Origin of the sequence: Oribacterium sp. oral taxon 102, assembly GCF_013394775.1 — a bacterium.
Lineage (GTDB): Bacteria > Bacillota > Clostridia > Lachnospirales > Lachnospiraceae > Oribacterium.
Genome location: NZ_JABXYT010000001.1, coordinates 358,145 through 372,834, shown reverse-complemented (window position 1 = coordinate 372,834; position 14,690 = coordinate 358,145). Strand labels below are relative to the sequence as shown.

10 protein-coding genes are annotated in these 14,690 nt (G+C 49.6%); 1 reads left to right on the top strand and 9 read right to left on the bottom strand.

Annotated features, from left to right (window positions below):
* Positions 1-47: 47 nt before the first annotated feature.
* The 4 genes from HW273_RS01615 to HW273_RS01600 all read right to left on the bottom strand — a co-directional run bounded on the left by HW273_RS01615 (position 48) and on the right by HW273_RS01600 (position 5,196).
* A complete protein-coding gene (locus HW273_RS01615) occupies positions 48-1,523 on the bottom strand; it encodes a glycoside hydrolase family 32 protein (RefSeq protein ID WP_179010103.1) in 1,476 nt (491 codons plus the stop codon).
* A 26-nt stretch (positions 1,524-1,549) separates the two neighbouring features.
* Entirely contained in the window at positions 1,550-2,539 is a 990-nt protein-coding gene (locus HW273_RS01610) for an ABC transporter permease (RefSeq protein ID WP_179010101.1), read from the bottom strand.
* Complete coding sequence (locus HW273_RS01605; protein WP_179010099.1) at positions 2,536-4,044, bottom strand: sugar ABC transporter ATP-binding protein; 1,509 nt, start codon at positions 4,042-4,044, stop codon at positions 2,536-2,538. Before HW273_RS01605 ends, HW273_RS01610 begins: the two co-directional genes overlap by 4 nt.
* 126 nt (positions 4,045-4,170) lie before the next feature.
* A complete protein-coding gene (locus tag HW273_RS01600) occupies positions 4,171-5,196 on the bottom strand; it encodes a sugar ABC transporter substrate-binding protein (RefSeq protein WP_179010097.1) in 1,026 nt (341 codons plus the stop codon).
* A gap of 350 nt (positions 5,197-5,546) precedes the next feature.
* On the opposite strand from HW273_RS01600, the gene HW273_RS01595 reads away from it, so the two are divergent.
* Positions 5,547-7,529, top strand: a complete 1,983-nt coding sequence (locus tag HW273_RS01595; protein ID WP_179010095.1) for a LacI family DNA-binding transcriptional regulator — start codon at positions 5,547-5,549, stop codon at positions 7,527-7,529.
* Positions 7,530-7,580: 51 nt separating this feature from the next.
* Here the strand turns inward: HW273_RS01595 and HW273_RS01590 are convergent.
* The 5 genes from HW273_RS01590 to HW273_RS01570 form a co-directional block, all read right to left on the bottom strand.
* Positions 7,581-9,001, bottom strand: a protein-coding gene (locus HW273_RS01590; RefSeq protein ID WP_179010093.1) for an IS3 family transposase whose coding sequence is annotated in 2 segments (ribosomal slippage) — positions 7,581-8,434 and positions 8,434-9,001 — 1,422 coding nt in all. Because the reading frame shifts where the segments join, the coding sequence is not laid out codon by codon here.
* Positions 9,002-9,117: 116 nt separating this feature from the next.
* The gene (locus tag HW273_RS01585) at positions 9,118-9,555 is read right to left on the bottom strand and encodes an Hsp20/alpha crystallin family protein (RefSeq protein ID WP_179012372.1); all 438 of its coding nucleotides are present in this window, start codon (positions 9,553-9,555) and stop codon (positions 9,118-9,120) included.
* Positions 9,556-9,773: 218 nt separating this feature from the next.
* Complete coding sequence (locus HW273_RS01580; RefSeq protein ID WP_179010091.1) at positions 9,774-11,261, bottom strand: C69 family dipeptidase; 1,488 nt, start codon at positions 11,259-11,261, stop codon at positions 9,774-9,776.
* A 55-nt stretch (positions 11,262-11,316) separates the two neighbouring features.
* A complete protein-coding gene (locus tag HW273_RS01575; protein WP_179010089.1) occupies positions 11,317-13,860 on the bottom strand; it encodes a transglutaminase domain-containing protein in 2,544 nt (847 codons plus the stop codon).
* Positions 13,857-14,675, bottom strand: coding sequence for a copper homeostasis protein CutC (locus HW273_RS01570; RefSeq protein ID WP_330603871.1), 819 nt, complete (start codon positions 14,673-14,675; stop codon positions 13,857-13,859). Before HW273_RS01570 ends, HW273_RS01575 begins: the two co-directional genes overlap by 4 nt.
* Between the last annotated feature and the right edge of the window lie 15 nt (positions 14,676-14,690).

The following is a 14,690-nucleotide window of genomic DNA, read 5'->3' as shown; positions in this document are numbered from 1 at the left end:
GCCCTCTTCCAGGCAGCCAGCCACATCCATTTGTCTCTCACAAAATTCTACTTCCGAATCGCTATATTTGCAAATTCTACTTTCGCATCCTGTGCCAGCAGACCGATTTCATACTCCGGTTTCCGGAAAATACGATAGGTAAATGCCACCTGCTCGTCCACGAACACTTCTACCATGTCATGGTCCACCGAAATCTTAACGTCAATCGCCGCACCATTTTCGATGGCAAAGGTTTTCTCTGCCACGCGCACGCCATCCGGTCCCGGTTCGGTTGCCTTCGGAACTGCCTGACAGGACTGCTCCCAGAACGGATCCACTCCCATCGGCAGGGACAGAAGCGATACACGCTGCATGGCCACATCAAACTCCAGGAACAGGCATCCGCTTGCCTCCCGATCTGATTTTAACAAAATGCCAAAGGAATCATTTGCCTCTTTGGGAATAACCGTACCTGTAAACAGAAACTTTTCTTCCGGCTGTTCCAGAAAACCATATGAAGTTGTTCCACAGCCATCCAGTTCAACGGTTGTATCTCCATAGAGCTTATATTCTCCCATAACCGGAAGATATTTCCAATCAACCTTTTCCCTAAAGCAGGCTACATATTCTTCCGGAAGCTTCACATCCAGCTGACCATCTTCCGTTGCAACTACCTCATGAGGAATACAGAAGGTTCCGCCCCAGTACCACTCACCGCGGTCACTGTTTTCCGCCCGATCGTGTGCCCAGGCGAAATAGAAACGGCGTCCATTATCATCCTGCATGGATTTTGCTGCATAGAAACGGCGTCCTCCGATGCCATCCTTCTTTGTCTTTTTCCACGGTCCAAATGGAGACTTGGATGTACGATAGATGGTATTCACGAATTCGGAAAAACGGGAGTAGGAAAGATACCAGGTATCACCTATTTTATACATCTCACTGCACTCCGGACAATTGGTGTTGCCTGCCGAATATAACGAACCATAGTACTCCCAATTTACCAGATCCTTCGAACGATACAGCACGATACAGCCTCTTCTTGTAACCGGCATATCCAGTCTTCTGGCTGAAATCAGGATCCAGTAACATTTATCTTCCTCGTTATAAAATACATAGGGGTCGCGCCAGTCAAGCTTTTCATATAACTCTATCATCGGCGTGATAACCGGGTTTGCCGCATCCTTCGTCCAGGTAATACCGTCCTCGCTCGTCGCATGGCAAATCGTCTGCTGATACTCAGCGGTCAGGCAATATCCAGTATAAAATGCATGATACTTTCCTTCGCCGTAGATAACAGAACCCGTCCATACACCGGAAGCATCCGGCTCATCGCCCTCACCCGGATACAGTGCCGTCGGCAGCTCCTCCCAGTGCACCAGATCCTCTGAAACGGAGTGGCTCCAGGTAGTACGCAATCTCGCCGGATATACCGTGGTTCCTGGCGGGGATGTCAGTGAAAAAATATGATATTTGCCTTCATGATAAAACGGAATCGCATCACCGGTGGAATCCGCAAATGACATTTTTCTGAAAAAGTCCATATCTGCTCTCCTTCTCTATCAAAAAACTATTTCTTCTTTCTTAAAAGTGCCAGATTTCCTTTCTGGGAATCCAGAACAACTGCGCAGGCAATAATCAGGCCTTTTACAATGAGCTGCCAATAGGAGCTGACACCAATCAGGTTCAGACCATTGGAAATAATACCAATTACCATTGCTCCAAAAACAGTGCCGCTGATGCGTCCGCGGCCGCCTGCCATGGATGTTCCACCCAGTACGCAGGCTGCAATCGCATCCATCTCATAGCCGCTTCCGACTGAAGGCTGTCCGGAATACATTCTGGACGCTAACACCAGACCGGCAAAGGCAGCCAATGCTCCTGAAAGTGTAAATACGATAATCTCTACTTTTTTAATCGGAACACCCGAAAGACGTGCTGCCTCTCTATTTCCACCAATCGCATATACGTAAGTACCAAATTTTGTCTTTGAAAGCAGAAAGCTGAAGACTGCAATTAAAATAATCATATATACTACCGGAAGAGGAATGATGTTAAACAGATATCCTGTACCGATTGCAATAAAGAATTTATCTGTAATACGGGTAGACTGTCCGCCTGAATAGACATAGGCAATACCATTGCAGACATTCATCATTGCCATGGTAATAATGAATGCCGGAACCCGGAATTTCGATACAACTACACCATCAATCAGACCAGCCAGGATTCCGATTGCAATTCCGGCTGCAATTGCCACGCCAATCGGCATTCCCTGGTTTACAACGAAACCAACGGTTAAGGTACCGCTCATCGCCACGATCGCTCCTACTGCCAGATCGATATGTCCAAGAATAATAATTAATGTCATTCCCAATGCAATGTATGTGTTGATTGAAATCTGTCTGAGTACGGAAATAATATTGCCAGGTGTCAGGAATTTATCCGTTGCCAGAGCAACAATCACACACAAAATCACAAGTACTCCAATAATTCCCGTATTTCCTGTAAACACAGACAATATAGAATTGCCTGCTGTCGATTTCTTTTCGTTCATCATTCTTCGCCTCCCGCTGCAAACTGCATAATTCTTTCCTGATCCAGCTCATCTTTTCCAAGCATTCCTGGCATCTTACCGGCCTTAATAATACATACGTTGTCGCACATATTGATGATTTCCGGTAATTCACTGGATACCATAATGATTGCTATTCCTTCTTTTGCCAGTTCATTGATAACCGAATATATCTCAAATTTAGCATTTACATCTACGCCTCTGGTCGGTTCATCCAGAATAAGCACATCCGGTTTAATTGCCAGCCATTTTCCGAGAACAATCTTCTGCTGATTTCCACCGGAAAGGCTTCCTGCTTCCACCAGTTCCACCCGGTTTGCCACTGCCCTGATACGAAGTTTCTCTTTATAATAATCAATCACTTCCTGACATTTCCGATCGCTGATCGCCACTCCATTGATATAGGAATCAATAGAAGCTAATGTCAGGTTGAATCCAACCGTATTTCCCAGTACCAGACCCTGTTTTTTCCGGTCCTCCGGTACCAGACCGACTCCTGCTTTGATTGCCTGAATCGGAGTTGAAAAATGAACTTCTTTCCCCTTTAAAAGGACGCTGCCACTCTGATATTTTCTGGCTCCAAAGATACATTCCATGATCTCGCTTCGTCCGGCTCCCACCAGACCTGCAAATCCAAGGATTTCTCCTTTTCTAACCCGGAAACTAATATCCGAAAATACACCTTCACAGGTCAGATTCTTTACCTCCAGTGCAGTTTCTGCCTGTTCCAAATCATTGTAATCTCTTGCATAAAAACTTTGAAGCTCGCGTCCTACCATCATCGCAACCAATTCATTGGCATTGGTTTCCGATGTTTTCTTTGTTCCCACATAAGCGCCATCCCGGATGATGGTAACCCGATCCGAAATCCGGAATAATTCCTCCATACGATGGGAAATATATATAATACTTACCTGTTTCTCTTTTAATCTCTCAATAATGCCAAATAACTGCTCCACCTCATCGTTGGAAAGTGACGAAGTCGGTTCATCCATTACGATAATTCTTCCATCAAAGGAAACTGCTTTTACAATTTCCACCATCTGCTGCTGGGCAATGGTCAATGTCTCTACCAGTGTATCCGGCTGAATATTCACACCCAGATTCGCCAGCATCTCTCCGGCTCTGCGGTTTGTTTCTTTCATATCCACAGTGCCAAACTTTGTCTTTATTTCTCTTCCCAGAAAAATATTCTGTGCAACTGTCAGATACGGCACCAACACAATCTCCTGATGAATGATTCCGATTCCTTTTTCCTGTGCATCGGAAACACCATTTATCTCCACATCCTGACCATTGATTCTGATTTTTCCACTGTCCGGCTTATAAATTCCTCCAAGGACCTTGATAAGCGTCGATTTTCCCGCTCCGTTCTCTCCTAAAAGCGCATGAACCTCGCCCATTTCCAGGGAAAAATTGATCCCTGATAATGCATAGATCCCGGAAAAACTTTTCTTTATGTCTATCATTTCCAGAATTGTTTTTCCCACAAAACCCTCCGTATTTCTTTATAGAAATGCGGCAATGAAACCATCGCCGCATTTGTCTGTTTTATCGTTTTTTTACGATCCGTTTCTGCCGTTCCCGGCCAGAACGCCTGCAGAAACATCCGGATATTACTGCCAATCGCTCAGAGTCTTCTCAGCCTCTTCCTTCTCTACCAGATGAGAATCCAGATATACTTTCTTTTCACCCAGCTCAGTATCGCCGCCTACATATTTCTCAGCTGCATCAAATGCATATTCTGCAATCTGAAGCGGAACCTGGCATGCAACTGCTGTAAATTCGCCATCCAGAAGTGCCTGTTTTCCATCCGGAGATGCATCGATGCTATATACACCAATTTCTCCTGTTTTGTTTGCTGCTTTAATGGCTGCTGCTGCACCCAGTGCAGACGGGTCATTGATACAGAAGAATGCTTCCAGATCCGGATTTGCTGTGATAATATCCTCAGCCAGTCCCATGGACTGATCCAGTGCAGCACCGCCATCCTGCTGTGCTACGATGTCAAATTTGTCTTTCTGATCACCTAAGCCCTCAAGGAAGCCATTTACACGGTCTACGCAGCTTTCATTGGACGGGAAATCCAGAACTGCAATTTTAGCTCCATCCGGATAATCCTTCGTCATCTGCTCGCCAACCAGCTGACCTGCCATATATGCATTGGTTCCAGCAAACTGTGTTACAAACTGGTCAATATCATCATCAATAACAGCTGTATCTACATTGAAAATTGGAATGCCTGCTTCTGAAATCTCTGCTAATCCGGAAGTAATACCTGCAGAATCAACCGGGATAACAAATACTGCATCATATCCGCTGTTTGCACAGTCAGATAACTGGCTCAGCTGCTTATTCAGATCGTAATCCGGATCCAGACAGGTATAGGCAATTCCATTCTCCTTGCACAGCTCGCTAAGTTTTGCATCAATGGAGCTCTGGAATGTATTGTTCAGTGTATTGGTACAGAATGCAAAAGATAAATCGCCCTTTTTAGCTTCTCCATCTTTTACTTCTGTTTCTGCTGCGGAATCTGCTGCCGCTTCAGTTGTCGCACTGCTAGAAGAACCGCATCCTGCTAACATAGCTGCCATCATACATACGGAAAGACCTGCTGCTGTGAATCTAAGACTTTTTTTCATGAATTTAATCCTCCTGTTTTTCTATCACTCTGATAATAAATGTTTTCGTTCCATTTTTAATTTTACGTAAAATTTTCTTCTTCTGAAGGAGTTCTCCTGTCTGATAGCTAAATATTACTCCTTTCAAGCAACTTCCGTCAATAGTTTTCTGGTAAAGTGCACTAATTTCAGCGATATAACCATCTTGTTTTATGTGAATTTATGAATTTCTACACTCGGTTTTTATTTTTTACGTAAATTTTTATTTTGAATATCGTTTCATTTTTCATTTTGTGCTATACTAGTTACTAGAAAATCGATCGTATTTCAAAATGACTGTAAATCACACGCAAACTATCAGGGGGAATTTTATGACAATTAAAGAAATTGCTGCCAGGGCCGGTGTCTCCATCGCTACAGTCTCACATGTTATCAACCATACCCGCTATGTCAGCCCGGAACTAGTGGATAAAATCGAAGCTATCATTGAAGAAAGTGGATATTCGGAAAAAATCAAAAAGAAAGTACAAAAAATACGAAGCGGACGCAGTTCCCAGATTGTTGCCGTTCTTCCAAACATAAAAAGCGCTCTCTACTGCGATCTCTGCAACCAGCTGCAGGCTTACGCAACCAGCCAGAGGTACCAGTTTTACACAGCTGTCAGCAACGACAATCTGGAGGAAGAACAAAGTATACTGAAAAGCCTGATTTCCAGTGCCAAAACAATCGGTATTTTTTTCTCGCCCACCAGCAGCAATCCTTCTGACTATTCGTTTCTTTATGAATCAGGGATCCCCTTTATCTGTGTTGAGCGTTATATTTATGATGATACCACTCCCAGAATCTTATTTGATTATCATGCCGCCTTTCAATCTGCTACCTCATATTTTTTTGAAAGCGGCCACGAAAATGTACTGTTTCTTGTGGAAAAAGCAGACAGTCTTGCCAAACAGGAAAAAATTGCCGGATATGAAAAAGCCTTGCTGTGTGCCAACCGGACTCTGAGCAGCTCCTGCATCGCTGAGATAAGTCTGTATCAGTCCTACGATCTCATCAGCCTGAACATCCAAAAAAGCATCAGCCGATATCTTCCTACCGCCATTATCACCGGCGGCAACCGACTGACCATGTTCCTGCTCAAGGCACTTCGGGAACTGGGAAAAGATTGTCCTCGTGACATTTCCATCATCGGATTTGATGATATGCTCTGGTGTGAATTGACTGCGCCGCCGCTATCCTGTATTCACAGAGATATCCGCCAGATGGCAGAACTGGCATCACAGGCACTATTCGACCGTATCAACCATCTCCCCGCATCCCCTCTTGCCCGGTATGCCGATATTCATCTGGTTCTGCGTGACTCCACCCGTATAATCGATAACGGTCCCCTGGGCGAGCAGGCAGTTTCACCGGACAGCATTTCTCTCTCCACAGAAGAAAAAGCACTTTTGAAAAAGGGCCATTACCAGGTTGCCGTCTCATTTCACTATACGGGAACCGCATGGGCAGCCCTTCACCAGAAAGGCATCCGGGATGAATTGGAACAATATGGCATAGACATTATTTCTACCATGGATGCCCATTTCGATCCGGCACTCCAGAACATGCAGCTTGAAAGCATCAAAATGCAGCATCCGGATGCGGTAATCGCTATTCCCAGTGATGATGTAGAAACCGGCCCCGCCTTTCAGGAGCTGTCCAGGATGACACGGTTGGTTTTTCTGAGCAACGTTCCGCAAAATTTCAACCGCAACGATTATGTCTCCTGTATCTCCGTCAACGAACGGGAAAACGGCACTAACACAGGGCGCATGATCGGTGAATATCTGAAGGATAAAACTCATGCTAAAGTCGGTTTTATCATCCACGGTGCCATGTTTTACGGCACTACTGAGCGTGATAACTATGCCGAAAAAATATTGCGGGAGTCCTATCCCAACATTGAAATCACTGCCAGAAAGGGATTTATTCAAATTGAAAATGCCTACAAAGTATGTCTGGAAATGGTCACAGAACATCCGGATATTCAGGCACTTTACGTCAGCTGGGACAGGCCGGCCCTTCTTGCCATCAAGGCCTTAAAAACTTTGAACCGGACGGATATCGCTGTCTTTACCACGGATCTGGATTTCGAGATTGCGCAAGAAATGAATCAAGGATTTGTAAAAGGGCTCAGCACCCAGAGACCATATGACCAGGGAAAAGCTGTTGCTCTTGCAGTCGCTAAATCCCTGGTCAGTGATAACGTTCCAAAATATATTGGAGTACAGCCTTATATAGTTCATGAAAAACAGTTGAAACGCGCCTGGAAGGATATTTTCTTTGAGGCACTGCCGGAAGAGTTGGGGGTTTAGTTTTTATACCCAAGAGGGGCTGCCGCACAATTTGTGCGACAGCCCCTCTTTTTATGCAGCCAGAAGGGAGAGTCTGTATTGAACAGGACTCTTCCAACCTAGTTTCTCTTTAATTCTTCGTTCGTTGTAGTACTTAATGTAGCGTTCTATTTCAGATTTCAGTTCCTCGTAACTGTAGTAGACAACACCATAGTAGATTTCTTGTTTCAATAAGCCGAAGAAGTTTTCCATGACAGAGTTATCATGGCAGTTACCTTTTCGGGACATACTCTGGAAGATCTTTTCCTGTTTAAGATTGTTTACATATGCCTTCATCTGATAAGCCCATCCTTGATCCGAGTGGAATGTTCTGCGGTACTGACAATCAGAAGTCATTCTGATTGCTTCAACCTGTGCATCTAATATATTCCTGGCTGATGGCCGATTATCTATGCCAAAGCTTATGATTTCACCATTGAACATATCCATGAAGGGGTCGAGATATAACTTATGCATTGTCATGCGACCCTTGCCATCTATCTCATAGTACTTAAACTCTGTTGTATCTGTTGTGATCTTCTGATGAGGTATGCAAGTATTAAAACGTCTACGTATTCTGTTAGGTGCAACAGTTCCAACCTTACCCTTGTACGAACTGTATTTACGACTTTTATGTCTGAAGGATGTGACCTGTAAGTTTAGTTTCTGCACGATGCGCTGAACTTTTTTCTTGTTAACAGTATAACCTTGGTTCTTAAGTTCACCGGTCATTCTTCGATAGCCATAGTCCTTATTCTGCTCACGAATCTCCAGTATCTTATTTTCAAGCTCCTGATCTGGATTTTCACAATCAAATCGTTTCTGCCAATACATGTAGGTTGCCTTTGGCATCTCGGTGTATGAGAGAAGGTCTTTCAGTTTGAACTGTCTTCGGAGACTGAAGATGATCCGTGCGCATCTCTCATTTTTGCTTTGTCCACTAAACGCAGCCTCCTCAGTTCTTTTAAAAAAGCATTCTCAATACGGAGCTTAAGAAGTTCATCCTCTAGTTCCCGGACGTGCTCTGCACTGGTATCAACCTTAGCTTCCTGGATTTCCTGAGCTCGCTTACTGTCTTTTGATTTACTCAATGTTTTCTTTCGGCCTTTCTTGTGCGTTCTCAAAGCATCAGGCCCGGCAGCTTTAAACTCATTGACCCATCGATTAACCAACGCAGGATTATTAATCCCAACTTGTAGAGCCAGCTCCTGATATGAGAGTTCACTTGTTAAATAAGACTCTACTATAGAAAACTTCTCTTCGAAAGAGTAAATCTTTTGATTGCGTGATCTTTTTAAACCATCATCACCAAACTTTTTATAGGCAGCTACCCATTTTTGTAATTGAGCCTGGTTGGATATACCGTGCTTATTCGATAGACAGAGATATGAACCATCGCCTTTCAAGTATTCTAGAACAATCTGTTTCTTAAATTCATAGCTATATTTAGCCATAAAAATACCGACCTCCAATCGTTAGATTATCGTCTAACAATTGGGGGTCGGTACACTTCACAGCCCCTTTTCTTATGCTCAAATAGACTGATTATGTTTGTTCAACTTTGGCTGACTCAGCCGATCTCAATGTATCTGTGCTCCGGAAGCGCCTTGACCTCCTTCTTCGGGATATCCAGCTTCAGAACGCCGTCCTCAAACTTCGCCCTGATGTCCTCCTCCCGGACACCGTCTCCCACAAAGAAGCCTCTCTGTACGGAACCGGAATACCGTTCCTGACGGATCATCTTTCCATTCTCGTCCTTCTTCTCAGACTCTGTATGCTTCTCGGCAGAGATGCTGAGATAGCCGTCCTTCAGCTCGAGCTTCAGATCCTCCTTTTTATATCCGGGCAGATCTATCATGAGCTCGTAGCCCTGTTCTGTCTCGCGAATGTCGGTCTTCATCAGGTTCTTCGCCCGCTTCCCATACAACGGCTTCGCCGCGAAGCTGCCGTCCAGATCGCGAAAGAAATCATCGAATAAGCTCTCTCCAAAAATGCTAGGCATGTACATCATATGAAAACCTCCTTTATCTTATTGTTGTACGATTACTGCTGTACTGCTTCTGTAAGAGAAATCCTTTTCTTTTCCTTACGCTGTCTGTTATAGCACAGGCTGCTAGCACTGTCAATAGACGAGTGCTAATAGAATTGTGAACTTTTTGTGTCTCCATCAGCCGCCTGCATTCTCTCCCTGCAGAAGCTGCGGAGCGGCTGACGGATCTATACGTTTTATGCGTCGGAGCGGGAGAAGCCGTTCTTCATCTGGCAGCTCGCCTCATAGAGTACCTTATCCAGCGTATCGTCCGTTTTCTCCTGAACCATGACGGCGATCCGCTCATTGGCTTCCTCAAGCAGCTTCACCGCATCCCCGCCGCGGACGTCTCCGGCGCCGATTCTCTCGTCATATTCATGAAGAATGCGGTAGCCCTCTATGGGCACCGCCGCCTGATAGCGCTCGATATGCGATTTGCAGAGGCTGAACTGTGCGTCCGCCAATGCGCCGAGCAGACGGTTCGCCCAATAGAAGTTCTCTGTCGTGACCCTCTCCCCCGTGTTCGCCATATAGTCCGGCGTCCTGTTCACATTGGCATAGAATGGCACAAAGGCATTGAACACATTGGAACCGAACGCGACCCATTCGATCGCGCAAAGCTCCGGGAGCAGAGACGGGCGGAGCTGCACCAGACTCAGGAAATTGTTTCGGTTAATGCCGATCGGGCGGAAGCAGCCGCGCTTCGCCGGATCTCCATATTTGGCGTAGGGATCATATGGCGTGCCCTGAAAATGCGCGGACAATACATACTTCACATCCTCTACCGTGAGCTTCCGCTCCGGCACGAAGCTCCACGGAATATCGTCCGATTCCGGGCGGAAATCGGCATTCTCCCCATCCCAGCGAAAGCTGTGCGGATTCAGATATCTCGCAATGAACCAGGCGCGCGGCGTATTGTAGATATGATCCGCATCGGAATGGCTTCCGAAGGCCTCCCGCGGGTTTAATGTCCCGTCGAAGGAAAGCGAGAGATGATTCTCTTCAATAAAGCGCGGGAGATCCGCCGAGCACATATGCGCCTTTTTCTCTCCCAGCGCATCCGCGAGGTCGAAGCTGTCGATACCGAGCTGATTCGGCATGATCACATAGGCGTCGTCCGGCACACGCTTCGCGATCCAATGATGCCCGCCGATCGTCTCCAGCCACCAGACCTCCTCCATATCCTGAAAGGCGATGCCGTTCATCTCATAAGTGCCGTACTTCTCCAGCAGCATTCCGAGCCGCTCTACGCCCTCCCGCGCGCTCCGGATATAGGGCAGGGTAATGCTGACGATATCCTCCTCTCCGATGCCGCCCGCCTGCTCCTCCTGTCCGTCCTTTTCCGGCAGGTAGCGAACCAGCGGATCCGCGCCGAGCACCCGTTCATTCGAGGTGATGGTCTCTGTCGCCGTCATGGAAACATTCACCTCATTCACGCCTGCCGCAGCCCAGATCCCCTCCTTTTCCGTCGCATTCGGCATGGCAGTATAGCGCATCGGGTGCTCCGGCAGCTCGATCTCCACATGCGAAAGCACGGATCTGTACTTGCCGGGCTGCTCCGACGGAGAGACCACGATAAATTTCTTCGGCATAAAAGAGCCGGAGCCCGAATCCTCGTTGCGCGCAGCAAAAGTAGACCCGTCATAGGTCGCTTTTTTCCCCGCGAGAATGGTTGTGCATGACATAAGCAAATTCCTCCCTGGATTACTGTATAAGTCCCCTGTCCGGCAGTATAGGCGGTCAGCGTTTCTCATATCCGAAAGCCTGCTGTCCCTCCTCCATAATGCGAAGCAGCAGGTCGCCGCTGCCGACATTGTAGCCGGACACGGCATAGATCCCGATCAGCGGCTCATCCGTAACGAGAATCAGAGGCAGGCTGTCCGGCTCCACGTACATCCTGCGGGAGATCCTCTCCGCCTGCTCCCGTACGCGATCATACCATATCCGTGCCCCCGGAAGCAACTCTCTCACTCTGAGCAGCAGCGCATCCTCCAATGCCCCCGGATCCTGCAGGATCAAATGCAGTCGCGCGGAAAAGCGTGAAAGCCGCGCTGTCCGCTCCACAAGCTCGTTCAGGATATGCTCTGTCGGCTCCGCGCCGGGCTCCAGCCAGAGAAATGCCTGCTTTCCCTCTGCCATAAGTATCGAAGCCCGCTCCTCTCTGCTATCCTCCGTCTCCAGCACAAATTCCGGCAGACGGATGTGCTCCAGCATCTCTCCGAGCTCTGCATCCCTGTATTGAAGCTGCACAGGCTTCCGCTGTCTGGCATCGAGCCGAAACAACAGCTCCATCGCATGGATATTGCCATTCGGCAGGCGGTTTTCCGTCACGATGCGATAGCTTCCGGGGACTGCCGGAAGCTCCAGCGTATCCCCCTTCCAGACTCTATCCTCCAGACGGAGCGTGCGATAGCCGCCTCCCATCTCTCTCGCCACGGTCCAATGCTGCGCATACTGCAGCTTCTCTCCCGGCTTTTTTCGGAACAGAAGCCAGCTCTCTGTCCGCTCCTCTCTCCGGATCGGGCAGAAGTCCTCTGCCTCCCGATCCCAGCATTCCATCGCACCGTCTGAGGGACGGAGCCGCGCCGGGATCCCCAGACTTCTTGCCGCCGCGACGAAGAGAATCTGCTTCGATCGTTCGCTGCCTGTCCTGCTGCGCCAGCAGGCGGCGGGCGGCGTCACCACACTCAGGCGCTCCCGCTCCGGGAAGGAACGAATCTCCGTATCGATCCGCGCCCAGAGCTGCTCCGGCTCTCTCCGGAAAAGCGCACGCTCTGCTTCCGAGAAGGCATGGAAAAGCACACGACGATGCGGACGCAGGATCTCATCCTCGACTCGCGGATTCAGCACATAGCGGATGAAAGCTTCACGCTCCAGACCCTCCCGATAGGGCTGCGCCTCTGTGAAGCACTCCTCCAGAACCTCTGCCTCTATATCCGTGAGATCCTTTTCAGAGAGGCAGGAAAGGATCTCCTGCCTCTCTTCAGGGCACGGCTTCCTCAAAAATTCCATTAACGCAGGATTCCGGTAATTTCCCTTTTCCAAGGCAAGCTTCTCCCGACAGCGCTGCAGCCGTCGTTTTCCCTCGACGCGCTGTGCCTCCGTTTCTCCCCCCGTGTTTACCTCCGCATCCTGCGGTGCAAAGAAATCCAGCGCCCTCCACGCCTCCTCACGGCTCTCTTCCCCGAACCGAAGTGTCAGCGTATCCTCTGTCCGCACATCGAGAAGCGCAGACCTTTCCTCTCCTCCGAAACGCGCCCGCACGAGAAGCGAACCACGCCCCGTCGTGAAGCAGGCTTCGCCGTTTTCTCCCGTCACGAGCTCCGCGATGGGCGCATACTCCGCCGCGTTCAGGAGCTCCAGAGACAGCATCGCCCCGGGAAGCGGACATCCCGCCCGGTCCAGTACGCGGAGCCGGATCTGCCTCGTCAGCGCATAGCGGGGAAGCTGGTTCAGCATCGTGGCGATTCCCTCTTTGCCGATGCACTCCTCTCCCGGAAGAACTTCTCTGCCATCCTTTCCCTCTCCGCTCTCCCAGGGAAGTCCCGCCGCGAAATAGCGTGAATGCACCAGCATGGCGCGGGAGGCGGCTTCATTGAACCAGCCCCGATCTAAGATTTCCAGCGGCTCGCAGGCTCCCGTGAAATGCCATTTTCCACCCGCATAGATTTCGATCCACGCATGGTTGTCCTCGCAATGCGACCAGCGGGGAACATATACCTGCCGTGCCGGGATGCCGTAGGCGCGCATCGCATTTACCGCAAATACAGATTCCTCCCCACACCTCCCATAGCCTCTCCGATAGAAGCTGAGCGCCGCCAGCGTCCGCGCATCGCCGCTCCGGTAGCACCCCTGCTCCGCGCACCAATAATTGATTTCCTTCACTGCTAACTCCTGCTCCGCCTCCGGAACGCCGCGCTCCCGGAGCCGCTTCTCCAGCGCCTCTCCGAACAGCCTGCGGCAGGGCAGGATCTCCTCTTCATTGACCCGATGCTGCAGCACATAGGGAAAGAACAGCTCCTCCGGAAGTGCCCGCACCGCCTGCTTGCTCTCGCGGAGCCGCACGCCCCAGCGGGCATAGTCCAGAAAGGTCTCGAAGGGATAGCTCGCAGCATCAGACAGCGGCATCGACGCGTACAAATACCGCATCGCTGCCGCCGTATTCCGATCCGACTCCGAAAGCCTTTCCCTTACCGCCGAAAACAGCGCCGGAAACCTCCTGCATTGCTCCGAAAAGCTCCGGTCTATTCTTCTCAGGCTTTCCTCCGAAAAAATCTCTCTCATAGCCCCGACCATCCTTTCCTTCCCTCGCAGAAACCGCTCCAGCCCGCACCGGAGATCCTGTTGAGCGCCCGGCGCGCCTCCTTCACCTCTAACTCGTCCGTCTCCGGGATCTCATACTCCCCGATGGATGGAATCCCCATACTTACGCCCTCCTTCCGATAGCACATCGGACTGTTCCGGAGAATCTTCCCCGACATATGGTATGCCGTAATCCCGGTTGCGCCGCAGATCCTCTCAATGTTTCCCGCATTCACACCGGCTCCCGCCTGTATCAGGAGCCGCCCTGCCGCCCTCTCCCGCAGCGCCCGAAGCATTTCCGTCGCATCCTCCGCCCTCTCCCGCTGGCCGGAGGTGAGGAGGATATCCACCCCCAGCTCTGCTGCCTGCTCCAGCGTCGAGAAGGGATCCCGGCAGAGATCGAAGCAGCGGTGCAGCGTGATTTTCCCGCCCGCACCGAGGCGGATCATCTCCCGCATCCTTTCCGTATCCAGCGTTCCGTCCGGCCGCAGTGCGCCGCACACGATGCCATCCGCACCCAGGCTCCGGAAGACTCTGATATTCTCACACATGATCCGGAACTCCTCCTCCGTATAGCAAAAGTCCCCGTATCTCGGCCGAATCATGACATGAATGGGAATTCGCAGCCGTTCCCGAAGAATACGGAAAAGCTCCGGATCCGGTGTTGTCCCGCCGATCACGAGATTGCCGCAGAGCTCGATCCGGTCCGCACCGCCCCTCTCCGCCGCCTCCGCCGACTCGACTCTGTCCACGCAGATTTCCAGCTGCATCGCCCTCTTTTCCCCTTCTCCGGTCACACCGCCTCCCCCTCC